At 56.3% G+C, this 12,558-nt stretch carries 15 protein-coding genes and 1 pseudogene; 11 read left to right on the top strand and 5 right to left on the bottom strand.

The features are described from left to right. Positions 1 to 462 (bottom strand): uroporphyrinogen-III synthase (locus tag QE270_RS06750; RefSeq protein WP_300037069.1); only part of this gene is annotated, 462 nt, incomplete at its 3' end. Continuing rightward, the gene (hemC, locus tag QE270_RS06755; RefSeq protein WP_300037072.1) at positions 459 to 1,394 is read right to left on the bottom strand and encodes a hydroxymethylbilane synthase; all 936 of its coding nucleotides are present in this window, start codon (positions 1,392 to 1,394) and stop codon (positions 459 to 461) included. The genes hemC and QE270_RS06750, both read right to left, overlap by 4 nt. Before the next feature lie 42 nt (positions 1,395 to 1,436). Between hemC and tsaD the strand changes: the two genes are divergently transcribed. Genes tsaD through QE270_RS06770 form a run of 3 tightly spaced genes read left to right on the top strand, consistent with a single transcriptional unit; the run spans position 1,437 to position 5,000 of the window. Next, a complete protein-coding gene (gene tsaD / locus QE270_RS06760) occupies positions 1,437 to 2,471 on the top strand; it encodes a tRNA (adenosine(37)-N6)-threonylcarbamoyltransferase complex transferase subunit TsaD (RefSeq protein WP_300037075.1) in 1,035 nt (344 codons plus the stop codon). Further along, positions 2,468 to 3,463 (top strand): NAD(P)H-dependent glycerol-3-phosphate dehydrogenase, encoded by a 996-nt coding sequence (locus tag QE270_RS06765; protein ID WP_300037078.1) that lies wholly within the window; start codon positions 2,468 to 2,470, stop codon positions 3,461 to 3,463. The genes tsaD and QE270_RS06765 overlap by 4 nt, the downstream gene beginning before the upstream one ends. Positions 3,464 to 3,503: 40 nt before the next feature. After that, a complete protein-coding gene (locus QE270_RS06770) occupies positions 3,504 to 5,000 on the top strand; it encodes an oligosaccharide flippase family protein (protein ID WP_300037081.1) in 1,497 nt (498 codons plus the stop codon). On the opposite strand, the gene QE270_RS06775 is transcribed toward QE270_RS06770, so the two are convergent. Beyond that, positions 4,997 to 5,992 (bottom strand): adenosine kinase, encoded by a 996-nt coding sequence (locus QE270_RS06775; RefSeq protein WP_300037084.1) that lies wholly within the window; start codon positions 5,990 to 5,992, stop codon positions 4,997 to 4,999. The two genes, QE270_RS06770 and QE270_RS06775, sit on opposite strands and share 4 nt — an antisense overlap. A gap of 72 nt (positions 5,993 to 6,064) precedes the next feature. Between QE270_RS06775 and QE270_RS06780 the strand changes: the two genes are divergently transcribed. Continuing rightward, positions 6,065 to 6,727, top strand: a complete 663-nt coding sequence (locus tag QE270_RS06780; protein ID WP_300037087.1) for an EI24 domain-containing protein — start codon at positions 6,065 to 6,067, stop codon at positions 6,725 to 6,727. After that, positions 6,724 to 7,131, top strand: a complete 408-nt coding sequence (locus QE270_RS06785) for a hypothetical protein (protein ID WP_300037090.1) — start codon at positions 6,724 to 6,726, stop codon at positions 7,129 to 7,131. Before QE270_RS06780 ends, QE270_RS06785 begins: the two co-directional genes overlap by 4 nt. Here QE270_RS06785 and queG read toward each other — a convergent pair. Beyond that, positions 7,128 to 8,279: a tRNA epoxyqueuosine(34) reductase QueG gene (gene queG / locus QE270_RS06790; protein ID WP_300037093.1), complete on the bottom strand. Its 1,152-nt coding sequence runs from the start codon at positions 8,277 to 8,279 to the stop codon at positions 7,128 to 7,130. The genes QE270_RS06785 and queG overlap by 4 nt on opposite strands. 173 nt (positions 8,280 to 8,452) lie before the next feature. On the opposite strand from queG, the gene QE270_RS06800 reads away from it, so the two are divergent. The 3 genes from QE270_RS06800 to msrB all read left to right on the top strand — a co-directional run bounded on the left by QE270_RS06800 (position 8,453) and on the right by msrB (position 10,503). Then, positions 8,453 to 8,587: a hypothetical protein gene (locus QE270_RS06800; protein WP_300037096.1), complete on the top strand. Its 135-nt coding sequence runs from the start codon at positions 8,453 to 8,455 to the stop codon at positions 8,585 to 8,587. A gap of 92 nt (positions 8,588 to 8,679) precedes the next feature. Further along, the gene (locus QE270_RS06805; protein WP_300037099.1) at positions 8,680 to 9,960 is read left to right on the top strand and encodes a cytochrome P450; all 1,281 of its coding nucleotides are present in this window, start codon (positions 8,680 to 8,682) and stop codon (positions 9,958 to 9,960) included. A 60-nt stretch (positions 9,961 to 10,020) separates the two neighbouring features. Beyond that, positions 10,021 to 10,503 carry a peptide-methionine (R)-S-oxide reductase MsrB gene (msrB, locus tag QE270_RS06810; protein WP_300037102.1) on the top strand — a complete coding sequence of 161 codons (483 nt, stop codon included), beginning with the start codon at positions 10,021 to 10,023 and terminating at the stop codon, positions 10,501 to 10,503. Between the two features lie 29 nt (positions 10,504 to 10,532). On the opposite strand, the gene QE270_RS06815 is transcribed toward msrB, so the two are convergent. Beyond that, entirely contained in the window at positions 10,533 to 11,177 is a 645-nt protein-coding gene (locus tag QE270_RS06815; RefSeq protein ID WP_300037105.1) for an ankyrin repeat domain-containing protein, read from the bottom strand. 71 nt (positions 11,178 to 11,248) lie between these two features. Between QE270_RS06815 and QE270_RS06820 the strand changes: the two genes are divergently transcribed. The 3 genes and pseudogenes from QE270_RS06820 to QE270_RS06830 all read left to right on the top strand — a co-directional run. Continuing rightward, positions 11,249 to 11,869, top strand: a complete 621-nt coding sequence (locus QE270_RS06820; RefSeq protein ID WP_300037108.1) for an SCO family protein — start codon at positions 11,249 to 11,251, stop codon at positions 11,867 to 11,869. A 1-nt stretch (position 11,870) separates the two neighbouring features. After that, positions 11,871 to 12,305, top strand: a complete 435-nt coding sequence (locus QE270_RS06825; protein ID WP_300037111.1) for a YcgN family cysteine cluster protein — start codon at positions 11,871 to 11,873, stop codon at positions 12,303 to 12,305. Continuing rightward, positions 12,286 to 12,558: pseudogene (locus tag QE270_RS06830) on the top strand (DUF45 domain-containing protein); the annotation flags it as partial. The gene QE270_RS06825 and the pseudogene QE270_RS06830, both read left to right, overlap by 20 nt.

Here is a 12,558-nt window from a genome sequence, read left to right on the forward strand (position 1 = left end):
TACCTTGCTCGCGAAGTCATCTGGCGTGCTGACTGCTGCGCTTCGGTAGACGATTTCGATATCAATACTGACCCCGTTTAACTGTGGGATAGCAGTGTAGTCCTCGCCCGCGAGCCATAACAGACGCTTGTGGCCATCCGCGCCAGCCGCCCCTACCAGCGCTTGCACGCCCTCCGAACCCGTTTTGGCAACCGGCACCGACAGCTTGTGCAACGCACTGGCAGTAGCACTGCCCACCGCATAAACCGGCAGATTGTGATCGCCTGTCAGGTATTCCCCTGCTGCCCGCACGGCGTTGCCGCTGGTCAGCAATATCGCATCATAGCCTTCCGCTAACACACGCTGCACCGGCAGATGTTCAATGCCGAACAGCGGCATGAGACACGCCGCATGTCCAGCCGCACGCAGGCGATGTGCAGTGGCATCCGCTCCAGGTTGCGGCCGGATGATTAACAACTTCATGATGCGAACATCCCCCGCAGATCTGCGCTCGCTTTACCCAGCAATTCTTGTGCAAGCTGTGCCGCGCCATCGCTACCAATCGCATATAGGCATTCGCCAAACTGCATTTCGCTGCCGTCGGCAGTGAAAATTTCGGCGCGCAATCTGATCTGCATTCCTTCAATCCGCGCCAATGCGGCAACTGGCGAATGGCAATTGCCACCCACGGCAGCGAGAAAATCGCGCTCGGCGTTCACGGCCACAAACGTATCGGTATCATTGATTGCGGCAATAACGGGCATCAGGTCTTCGCGGCTGGCCAAGCAATCAATGCCGACTGCGCCCTGCGACGCTGCTGGCAAAAACGCGTCGAGCGACAATTTTGCGCCAACGCCGGCCATGCCCAAACGGTCAAGCCCCGCAGCCGCGAGCAATGTGGCATCTGCGTCACCTGCATCAATATGCGCAAGCCGCGTCGCAACATTTCCGCGCAATGGCACGATCTGCACATCAGGCCGCGCGCGTTGTAATTGGGCTGCACGCCGGGGACTAGACGTCCCGACCCGCGCCCCTTGCTTAAGATCATCAAGCGCCAACGCCCCAATCAACCGGTCATGAACATCAGCGCGGGGGAGCATGGCCGAAATCACGAAAATATCGGTACGCCATGTTTCCACATCCTTCATCGAATGGACGGCAATATCGATCTGATCGTCGATCAGCGCGCGCTCCAACTCCTTGGTCCAAAGGGCTTTCCCGCCAATATCGGCAAGTGGTCGATCCTGAATTTTATCCCCTGTCGCCAACATTGGAAAGAGCGTCACCGCGTCATCGGGCAGATTATGGACCGCTTTGAGCGCGGCCATCGTCATCTCGGCCTGCGCCAAAGCCAACGGAGAACGGCGCGTTCCGATACGTAAAGGACGTTGGGCTGTGAATATAGAAACTGTCATGCGGCTTGTTCATAACGCCACGTCCACCTATGGGAAAGCGGAATGGCAATCATCCTTGGTCTTGAATCCAGCTGCGACGAAACCGCAGCAGCAATCGTGCGTTCCGACAGGACGATTCTAAGCCATGCCTTGGCTGGACAAGAGGACCATCATCGGGCCTTTGGTGGCGTAGTCCCCGAAATTGCCGCCCGCGCGCATGCCGAGCTCATGACGCCGTTGGTCGCGACCGCTTTAGCAGACGCTGGCCTGACCCTTAAAGACGTCGATGCAATTGCCGCGACCGCTGGCCCTGGCCTGATCGGCGGCGTGATGGTCGGCTTGGTCACGGCAAAGGCACTCGCCATGGCGTCCGGTAAACCGTTGATCGCAGTCAACCATCTTGAGGGCCACGCCTTGTCACCTCGGCTGATTGATGCCGATCTGCAATTTCCCTATCTTCTGTTGCTCGTGTCGGGCGGCCATTGCCAGTTGCTTCGGGTCAACGGCGTCGGCGATTACAACCGGCTGGCGACCACTATTGATGATGCCGTCGGAGAGGCATTTGACAAGACAGCAAAGATATTGGGCCTCGGCTTTCCCGGTGGACCAGCGGTCGAGCGCGCTGCGGCCATGGGCAACCCCGGCAACGTGCCCTTGCCCCGTCCGTTGAAAGGTGCGGATGAACCGCATTTCTCCTTTGCTGGCCTCAAAAGCGCAGTTCTTCGTGCACATGCAACCGACCAGTTTAAAATTGAGGACATCGCCGCGTCGTTCCAATTGGCGGTGATCGATTGTTTGTATGACCGGATCACATATACGCTTGATCGCATTGACGCGCCCGCAGCGTTGGTCGTCGCAGGCGGCGTTGCGGCCAATGTGCCGATCCGCGAAATGCTGCAGAAGCTCGCTGCGCAGCGCGGTATGCGCTTTGTCGCACCCCCCTTATGGTTGTGCACAGATAATGGCGTAATGATCGCATGGGCCGGCGCAGAGCGTTTTGCGATGGGGCTGACCGATGGTTTGGACTTTGTTGCACGGCCGCGATGGCCGCTTGACCCCAATGCCACGCCGGCACGCGGTGCAGGCGTGAAAGCATGAGCTTAGACATTTATCCGGTCGGCATCATTGGCGGCGGCGCATGGGGCACTGCGCTTGCCGCTGCCATGGCGCAAGTCCATGACCATGTGCTGCTTTGGGCGCGCGAAGAAGACGTAGTGCGTAGTGTGAACGCGCGGCATGAAAACGCCATCTTCCTGCCAGGTACAGCATTATCAACACGAATCGAGGCAACGGCCGATCTCACGCGCATGGAAAAATGCGGCGCACTGTTAGTCGTAACCCCCGCGCAGCATGTGCGCACAACGCTGGCGGCCCTTCCCGACACACAAGCGCCGCTTATCCTATGTGCAAAGGGGATTGAGGCCGACACCCAAATGCTGATGTCGGACATCGCAGCGCAAGTCCGGCCACGCAACCCGCTGGCGGTGCTGTCCGGGCCAACATTTGCGCATGAGGTCGCGGCTGGCAAGCCCACCGCAGTTACCCTCGCTTCGGCAAATCAAGCGCTGGGTGCGGTCCTTATGCGTGCAATTGCGACACCGTCATTCCGCACCTATTGGTCCGACGACGTGGTGGGTGCGGAAATTGGCGGCGCGGTTAAAAATGTGCTCGCAATTGCGTGCGGTGTCGTCGACGGCGCAGGCCTTGGCCTGAATGCCCGGGCTGCTTTAATCGCACGCGGCTTTGCCGAAATGCAGCGTTATGGCCTGGCACGCGGGGCAAAAGCGGAGACGCTCGCTGGCCTATCCGGCCTTGGCGACCTCGTGCTGACGTGCAGTTCGGAAAATTCGCGCAACTTTTCCTTGGGCCGTGGACTTGGGCAAGGGAAAGCATCGGAAAGCTTGCTAGCCGATAGAAAAACTGTCGCCGAAGGCGCGTTTACAGCGCCAGTGCTTTTGAAGTCGGCAACGGATTTAGGCGTTGAAATGCCAATCGTGTCAGCCGTTTGCGCGTTGTTGACGAACGCGGCCACGGTCGATTCGGTTATTGCCGAATTACTTGCCCGTCCACTCAAGTCCGAAAGCTGGTAACGGCGGGTCAAATCCGCTAACTACCCAACAGAGGCACCACTTGACCGCAGCCAGAACCGACGAAGACGATATTCAAGCGCTTGCCAAGGGCGGGCGGACGAATGTCTTTGGGTTTGTACTGCGCTTGGCAGCGCGGATGCCTTTCCTGTTCATAGCGGGACGGCTTTATGGCCCCGAAGCGCTAGGCCGCTTTGCTTATGCTTTGCTTATCGTTGAATTTGCCGCGCAACTCGCATCCCTTGGCTTACGCCGCGGCTTGGCAGAGCTTTTGTCAAAGGGTGACCGGCCACAGACACACATCATCGCAGATGCCTTGCTTGCGGCGATGGCAGCGTCGGCATTGGGCGCTGCCTTTTTCATTGCGCTGCCGCAGCTGATGTTTCCGAACAGCGGGATAACCGGACTTGACCGTTTCTTGCCCTTGGCAATTTTTGCGATTGTGGCCACCGACATCGCATTATCGGCGCTTGCCTATAAGTTCGACATTGTGTCATCCTTGCGCGCACGCGCGGTTGTTGAGCCATGGACAATCAGCATCGCTGCGGGCGTGTTTTATTTTTACTCGGCGCGTGACGGATTGATCTTAGCGTATGTTGCGTCGCTCGTGGCTGCGTTGTTCTTCGCGCTTTGGCCATTATGGCGCAGCTATGGCGCGCCACGCGGCTGGCGGCCAAGCCTGACTCGCTCGCTGGGCATCGCGCAGCGGAATTTGCCGCTAGCAGCAGCAGATGCAGCCGAATGGGGGAGCCGGCGGCTTGATCTTGCCATATTGGGGCTGTTCGCTTCGCCAGCCGTGGTCGGGATATATTATGTTGCGCAACAGGTCGCAAGCTTGCCGCAGAAACTGAAAAGCAGCTTCGATCCGATCTTGGGCCCTGTCATCACACGGAACTTGCAAACGCGCAATTATACCGAAATTGCCAAACAGGTCGGCCAAGTCGGCTTCTGGATCATCGCCGCGCAGGCGGGAATCGCCTTAGCTCTCGGCATCCCTGGTGAGGCGGTCATGGGTCTGATCGGACCAGAATTTGTTGGCGGCACTGGGGCGCTTGCCTTTTTGCTCGCTGCTGAGGTGGCGGCAGCCACGGCGGTCGTGAGCGAGTCCGCATTGGTCTATATGGCGCGCCACCGAAACCTGTTGATCTCGATCGGCATGCTGGTCGTGCAGGCGCTCGTGAGCGTCGGCCTCATCCAATTGGCCAAGGATTTACCGGTAAAGCCGGAATATGTTGGCCTATATCAGGCCGCCGCCGTTGCGTGTGGCCTCATGATCTCGCTTGGTATTGGGTCATTGGTAAAGTCGCGGTTTTTGTCGCAATTGTTGGGGCATAGAATCCGTGTTTTACGCTGGGCATTGTTGGCCGCGGTCGCGGCTGGGGCATTGCTTGGCATGGCATTTGTCAGCCTGCCCGCTCGGTTCGAATGGGTAGAATTGACGGTTGGCGTCCCTGCGATCCTTGGCCTTTATGGTTGGATCATCTGGCGATGGGGCTTCGGAGCCGAGGACCGTGTCCTTTTCCGCAAAAAAAGGAATTAACCCAGCCGTTTGGCTACGAGATCACCGATGTCCGCTTCTGGCCGCGCGCCATAATGCGAAATGATTTCAGCCGCGCATATGGCACCCATCGTAAGGCATTCCGCCATAGGACGGCCCTGCGTAAGACCCGCAAACACACCAGCTGCGAACAGATCCCCAGCACCCGTGGTATCAACCACCTGCGCCACAGGCTCAGCGCCCACTTCAGTGCGCACACCATTTTCGACCGCAATGGCGCCATGTTCGCCGCGTGTACACACGAGCAACGGGACTTTGGCAGCGATGGCAGCGACCGAAGCTTCGAAATCATCGCTGTTATTCAGTGCGCAGATTTCAACTTCGTTGGAAAACAATATGTCAATGCGTCCAGCTTCCATCTCGGCCAAGAAATCTGGACCGTGGCGCGAAATCACAAAAGCGTCTGACAAGGTCAGGGCAACCTTACGGCCAGCCGCACGCGCGACGTCAATCGCGGTGCGCATCGCGGCACGTGGTTCCTCAGGGTCCCACAAATAGCCTTCAAGATACAGAATCGCGGTACTTTCGATCAAGGATTCGTCGATCACGGTTGCAGGCAGATATTGCGACGCCCCTAAAAAGGTGTTCATCGTGCGCTGCGCATCGGGCGTCACCAATATGTAGCAGCGCGCGGTTGATGGCGCACCGTCGCGGGCAGGAATATCGAAATGAATGCCGCCTGCGCGAATGTCATGCGCGAACACTTCGCCAAGCTGGTCCGTCGCAACTTGCCCGATAAAAGCTGTCTTGTGCCCTAGCCGTGCAAGTCCCGCCAAGGTGTTGGCCGCCGAACCACCGCTGATTTCGCGGGCTGGCCCCATATGCGCATACAACGCCTGCGCGCGCGCTTCGTCGATAAGCTGCATACTGCCCTTTGTCAGACCTTCGCTTGCAATGAACGCATCGTCGGTGTCGGCAATGATATCCACAATCGCGTTGCCAATTGCGAGAACGTCGAAGCGTGTATCAGTCATCAGAATCCCTATTTAAGCCAAGCGCGCCCTAGTGGGGTTGGACATTTCCGGCAAGCGCTTTAGAACGGCGCGATGATCCAAGCGCTGATGCTTTCGTTCCAAAGTCTATCTGACCGGCGCATCGCCGCTGTCATGGTCAAAGTGGTCCTTCTGACCATCATAAGCTTCCTCGCTCTGGGCGTTGGTCTGTGGTTTGCCCTACAATGGCTGTTCGCTTGGTTCAATGTCGATGATGGCGGATTTTGGTCTGGATTCCTATCGGTAGCTATTATCGTCTTGTCGGGCGCTCTGTTGTTCCGCGTTGTCTCGGTCGCGATCACGTGGATTTTTGCCGACGATATTATCGATGCCGTGGAGGATCAATTTTATCCGCAGCACGACGCCTTCGGGAAACGGCCAAGCTTTGGCGCGGGCATAGAAATGGGCATGAAGTCCATTGTGCGGGTGGCTGGCTATAATTTGCTCGCTCTACCCCTATACTTACTGCTGCTGTTTACAGGCGTCGGCACGGCCATTGCCTTTCTGCTGATCAACGCGTTGCTTCTGGGTCGCGACCTTGAAGATATGCTCATCGCACGCCACGGAAAGTCGAAGGGCGCAATCAACAAGCTGCCACGGCTGATGCTTGGTCTTCTTGGCACCGCTGGAATGCTGGTGCCGTTCGTCAATCTTCTCGTGCCAGTTTTGGCCACAGCAATGGCCGTTCATTTGGTTCATTCTGGAAATAGATCATGATTAAAATAGCCATCCCTCTCACTTTAGGGACGTTGCTGCTGGCTGGCAGCGTTTCGGCGCAGGAGGCGCGTCCAATGGCACGCCCGGCGGCACGTCCCCCCGCACCTGTGGAGCGCACCGCTGTGTCTTTTCCTGCGCGGCCTAGTGTCGTCGCGCGCGGTCTTGAGAGTGTGATTGGGAAGGATGTCAGCGCATTGAAGCGCCAATTCGGCGAACCGCGGCTTGATGTTGTCGAAGTCTATGGCCGCAAGTTACAATTTGTCGGCAAGCCATGCATCCTCGACGCTTTTCTTTATCCCGAAAGCAAGGGTGGACGCGAAGTCGTCACTTATGTCGATACGCGAAGAAGCGACGGTGCAGCAGTAGACCGGGCTTCGTGCGTTGAGGCATTGCAGCGCCGCTAGCGGGCAGTCATCTCGCTATCGCCAGCTGCAATGTCCCATTCAGCGCGCACCGACGGATCCTGCTCATCCGCCAATAACTCCCGCCGCCTGCGGTCAAGCTTCTCAGGCGACAACCTCGACAATGCCCATATCGCTGCCCCGCGCACAACCGGGGCCGGGTCATGCAGCAATGTTTCGACCTGCGCGATGACCCCTGCATTGCCGCCATTGCCCGCGGCGATCAGGACATTACGCACAAACCTATCTCGGCCAATCCGCTTAATCGGCGATCCTGAAAACAGCTTTCGAAAAGCGGCATCATCCAAAGTAAGCAAATCGGCAATTTGGGGAGCCACCAGTTCAGCGCGCGGCAAGAACGCCTTGTGCGCAGCCGCCGCTTCGGCAAACTTGTTCCACGGGCAGACCGCAAGGCAATCATCACAGCCATAAATGTGATCGCCCATTAAGGGACGTAATTCAGGATCAATCGGCCCCTTATGCTCGATGGTGAGATAGGAAATGCAGCGGCGCGCATCTAAACGATAGGGTGCTGGGAATGCGTTGGTGGGACAAATGTCCAGACACGCACTGCATGAACCGCAACTGTCCTCTGCTGCTATCGCGGGTTCAAGTTCAGCAGTCGTGTAAATCGCGCCCAAGAATAGCCAGCTGCCATGTTCCCTGCTGACAACATTGCTGTGCTTTCCCTGCCAGCCAAGTCCGGCCGTTTGCGCCAATGCCTTTTCCATAACAGGCGCGGTATCAACGAAGACTTTCACGCCAGCGTCCGCTTCATGCGCCAGCCATCCCGCGAGCCGCTTTAGCGCGCCTTTGACGACATCATGATAATCGCGCCCTTGCGCATAAACCGAAATCCGCGCGCGATCACCTTGGTCCGCCAGTACCATCGGGTCCTGCGGCGGCGCGTAGCTCATGCCCAGCATGATGACAGATTTCACGTCGGGCCATAAGATCTCCGGATTGGCGCGTTCATCGGCGCGGCTCTCCATCCAAAGCATCTCGCCATGGCAACCCTCCTGCAACCATTGGCGCAGGCGTTCCCCAGCGCGCGGTGCAAGGTGGCCGGGTGCTATGCCAAAGGCAACAAACCCCTCGCTCTTGGCGCGTCCTTCCAAAATGTTAACCAGATTTGTCTTGTCTCTATTCACACGCCAACCTTATTCAGCACTTACACTCACTCCGTGGCACATCAGAGAATGAATGCAATAGAGGCAAAGGGGCTCGTAAAGCAATTCGACGGCTTTCATGAAGTCGATGGCGTTGACCTGAAAATTCCTGAAGGCAGCATTTTTGGTATAATGCGATAGCGATCATTGGCCAGATGTTGTTTGCAGTGCTTCTGCTGAGTTTCGGCGTCTATCTGTTCAAGAAAAATGTGATGAAGTCGGGAAGCGCCGGCCGCGTGTCCGAAGAGGGTGGGCGCAAGCTGTTCGGTTTCATCAAAGTTCGCGGGTAAAATAGGCCGGGTGCATTATAAGTTGCGGTTCGAAACTGGATTGACATTTTTGTCAGTAGTGGCACTTTCCAACCTCAGAGGAGTCGAGAAAAATGGCAACTGCCCCGATAATTGAGAGCGATTCGTTACCTTACGAAGTAAATCAGGCACCGCATCACTGGGATGTGACGAAGGCCGATATCTATGTTGAGGATCGTTGGCATCCCATTTTCAAAGAAATGCGCGAGCAGGCGCCGATTAACAAAATCGAAGGCTCAGACTTTGGCAGCTATTGGAACGTCACGACGCTGAAAGCGATACAGCATGTTGAGGCATTGCCCGATATCTATTCATCGTCCTTCGAACATGGCGGCATCACGCTGATTGACGACAACGCCCTCGCCGAACCGATCCCCGAAGACCAAAGAGTGATCATGCCAATGTTCATTGCAATGGACCGGCCAAAGCATACCGAAGAACGCCGCGTTATCGCGCCGGCATTCACGCCCGGTGAAATGGACCGGATGGCCGTTGATATTCGCCGTCGCACGGCCGAATTGCTGGATTCGCTCCCTGTCGGTGAAACTTTTGACTGGGTCGATCTCGTCTCGATTGAATTGACCACGCAGATGCTCGCATTGCTGTTTGATTTCCCGTGGGAAGATCGCCGCAAGCTGACCGAATGGTCCGATTGGGCGGGCGACATCGAATTGGTCCGTACGGAAGAAACGCGCAAAGCGCGGCTCGCCAAAATGTTCGAAATGGGTGCCTATTTCCAGCATTTGTGGGAAGAGCGCAAAAATCGGGGTGAAGCACCTGACCTCATCAGCCGGATGATCCATTCGCCGATGAAGGACATGAGCCAGTTCGAATATATGGGTAACCTCATTTTACTGATCGTTGGTGGCAACGACACGACGCGCAACTCGATGTCAGGTTATGCTTATGGTCTACACAGCTTTCAGGACGAACGTGAGAAGCTTGAAAAGAACCCGGCCTTCATCACCAATGCCGTCAGCGAAATCATCCGCTGGCAGACGCCGTTGGCGCATATGCGGCGGACTGCAACGCAAGCCCATGACCTATTTGGTGCCCCTATCAAAGCGGGTGACAAAATCGGCATGTGGTACCTATCGGCCAACCGCGATGAAACCGTGTTCGAAAATCCCGACAAGCTGATCGTCGACCGAGAGAATGCGCGGCGCCATTTGGCGTTTGGTTATGGTATCCACCGTTGCGTGGGTGCGCGGCTTGCCGAATTGCAAATCCGCATTCTGCTAGAGGAAATGGCTGCGCGCCGCCTCCGACCAAATGTGGTGGCCGAACCCGAGCGTGTCTCGGGATGCTTCGTACATGGCTATCGCAAGATGGATGTGGAACTGTCGCGTTATTGATAGGGAACCTTTTCGGCCTCTGCGGCATAGTTACAGGCAGAGCTTATCAAGGAACATGTCATGAAGCTGAGCAAACGTAGATTTCTGTCCCTCGCGAGCGTTGGCGCGGCTGCGTTTGTCTTCGGTTGTGGTAAGGACGCAACGGCGAAGGCACGCTTTGCTATCACGTTCAGCGACACGGAGTGGAAGAAGCGCCTATCGCCAGCCGCTTACCGCGTGTTGCGCCAAGAAGACACCGAGCGCCCGTTTACCAGCCCGCTGAACAGCGAAAAGCGCAAGGGCAATTTTGTCTGCACCGGATGCCAGACCCGGCTGTTTTCATCCTCCACAAAGTTTGAAAGCGGAACTGGCTGGCCTAGCTTTTATGCGCCATTAGCTGGCGGGGTGGGCACACGGACAGACTATAAAATCGGTATCCCACGCACTGAAGTGCATTGCGCACGCTGCGGCGGACATCTTGGTCATGTGTTTGACGATGGACCCAAACCCACAGGTAAGCGATATTGCATGAATGGTGTCGCGATGACGTTTGTACCGGGCTAATCACACCAAGCCCAAGCTTCGCAAACCGGCTATTTTGGCGATGCGATGCCTGAAAAATCCAACTCAGTCGGTTTTGTCGTTGCCGCAGCATCGGCCTTGCCGTTACTTTCAATGATTGCGGCAATGGCCGAAGCACGCCCATCCTGCTTGGCATAATCACGTGCCGAATATCCTGCACGGCTGTCAGTTTTGTCTGGGTTTGCCCCTGCCTTTAACAATGCGCGGACGGCCTCCGGATTGCGCAGTTGCACCGCAAGGATAAGCGCAGTTTCGCCCGAACGGTTTGTTTGGTCGACCAATGCTTTTTTACGGACAAGCCAATCGATGCCATCCACATACCCCAATTGTGTAGCCAACATCAAAGGCGTGGTGCCCTTTTTATCCGCGAGATTGGGGTTTGCGCCTTTCTGCAACAGATAGCCAAGCCAAGTGGAATCGCGGCGCTGGATGACGATATGCAGAGCTGTTTCGCCGGTGCTGCCGTCACGGGTGTTGATGATGACACTGCCAGGCTCGGAAAGAAACTTTTCGGCCTCCTCCCCCTTGCGATCTTTGACGGCTTTTAAGAAATTATAACTGTCCGAAAACTGCGCGTACGCGGCAGGCGCGACTACGCCAACAGCAGCAGGCACGATAAGCCCAGCCGTAAGGCTGAGAAAAAAATTCTTTTTCAACAGAATCTGCACCATTTTCACATCCAATATGCTTGATAACTTGCCTTTAGCAGACCATGTCTGGCCCCGCTATGAACAAAACTCCCCTTTTCGCGCTCTTGGCGCTCCTTTTTATCTCGGCCTGTAACTCTGCGCCGTCCCAACAACCACTCAGCGCGGCGCCGCTGGCAGGCGCGAAAATTGGTGGCGATTTTCTACTGACCGACCAGAATGGCAAAAAACGCAGTTTTAAGGAGTTTGATGGTTCGTATCGCATTGTCTATTTCGGCTACACCAATTGCCCGGACATCTGCACGCCCGATATGCAGAATTTGATGGCTGGCCTTAAAGCGTACGAGAAAAAGAACCCGGAACTTAGCGCAAAGATTCAGCCGATTTTCATTACCGTCGATCCTTTGCGCGACACGAGCACAGTTCTTAAGCAATTTGTAAATGCCTTTCATCCGCGTGCCATTGGCCTGACTGGTACTGAGGCGGAAATTGCCGAAGTTGCTAAGAAATTCGCCATTTACTCAGGCCGTGTTGAAGGCTCCTCGCCCGAAAATTACCTGATGAGCCATAGCCAGACGCCATATCTGATGGGCCCTAAGGGTGAGCCATTGGCACTGATGCCAGCCGATGTCCCGAACACTGATGTCAATGAAGGCGCACCGGATTTGGTGGAGGCGGAACTCGCCAAATGGGTCCGTTGATGTGACCAACGCGCCTTTTTGGGAGGCCCCGATCGAAAGCCTGGATCGCGCGCAATGGGAGGCCTTGTGCGACGGATGTGGCAAATGCTGCCTGAACAAGGTGGAAGATGAGGACACTGGTCGCATTTATCCCACCAATGTCGCGTGCAAATTGCTTGACCTAAAGACCTGCCAATGTGCGGATTATCGCGGGCGCAAGGCGATGGTGCCGGATTGCCTCAGTCTCACGGCAAATAAGATTGACGATTATGTATGGCTGCCGTCAACCTGCGCCTATGTGCTGCGAGCCGCAGGCCAGCCATTGCCCAAATGGCATTATTTGATCAGCGGTAGCCGCGAGACAGTTCATGACGCTGGCATGTCAGTCAAAGGTAGGGCAATATCGGAATTGCATGCTGGACCGCTTGAAAACCATATTGTCGAACAGCCTCTCTGATCCCGAGGTAAATATCGAAGGCGAGCGCGTACCCGTGCGCATCAATCGCAACAACCGCGCCAAACGCATTTCAATGCGGGCCGACGCGGTCAAACGCGAAATTCGCATAACTATGCCGCCCTATACGCCCACCAATGTGGCGCTCGATTTTGTTGCAAAAAAGCGCGAATGGATTGCCACCCGTCTCAACAGCGCGGCCGACGCAGCGCCAATCGCTCCCGGCAGTGAAATTGCTTTTGAGGGCGAAGGCTAT

Origin of the sequence: Sphingorhabdus sp. (assembly GCF_029865925.1) — a bacterium.
Lineage (GTDB): Bacteria > Pseudomonadota > Alphaproteobacteria > Sphingomonadales > Sphingomonadaceae > Sphingorhabdus_B.

Coding starts and splice junctions, on each gene's coding strand:
- hemC (WP_300037072.1), bottom strand. CDS start 1,394: ATGACAGTTTCTATATTCACAGCCCAACGTCCTTTACGTATCGGAACG.
- tsaD (WP_300037075.1), top strand. CDS start 1,437: ATGGCAATCATCCTTGGTCTTGAATCCAGCTGCGACGAAACCGCAGCA.
- QE270_RS06765 (WP_300037078.1), top strand. CDS start 2,468: ATGAGCTTAGACATTTATCCGGTCGGCATCATTGGCGGCGGCGCATGG.
- QE270_RS06775 (WP_300037084.1), bottom strand. CDS start 5,992: ATGACTGATACACGCTTCGACGTTCTCGCAATTGGCAACGCGATTGTG.
- QE270_RS06780 (WP_300037087.1), top strand. CDS start 6,065: ATGATCCAAGCGCTGATGCTTTCGTTCCAAAGTCTATCTGACCGGCGC.
- QE270_RS06785 (WP_300037090.1), top strand. CDS start 6,724: ATGATTAAAATAGCCATCCCTCTCACTTTAGGGACGTTGCTGCTGGCT.
- QE270_RS06800 (WP_300037096.1), top strand. CDS start 8,453: ATGTTGTTTGCAGTGCTTCTGCTGAGTTTCGGCGTCTATCTGTTCAAG.
- QE270_RS06805 (WP_300037099.1), top strand. CDS start 8,680: ATGGCAACTGCCCCGATAATTGAGAGCGATTCGTTACCTTACGAAGTA.
- msrB (WP_300037102.1), top strand. CDS start 10,021: ATGAAGCTGAGCAAACGTAGATTTCTGTCCCTCGCGAGCGTTGGCGCG.
- QE270_RS06820 (WP_300037108.1), top strand. CDS start 11,249: ATGAACAAAACTCCCCTTTTCGCGCTCTTGGCGCTCCTTTTTATCTCG.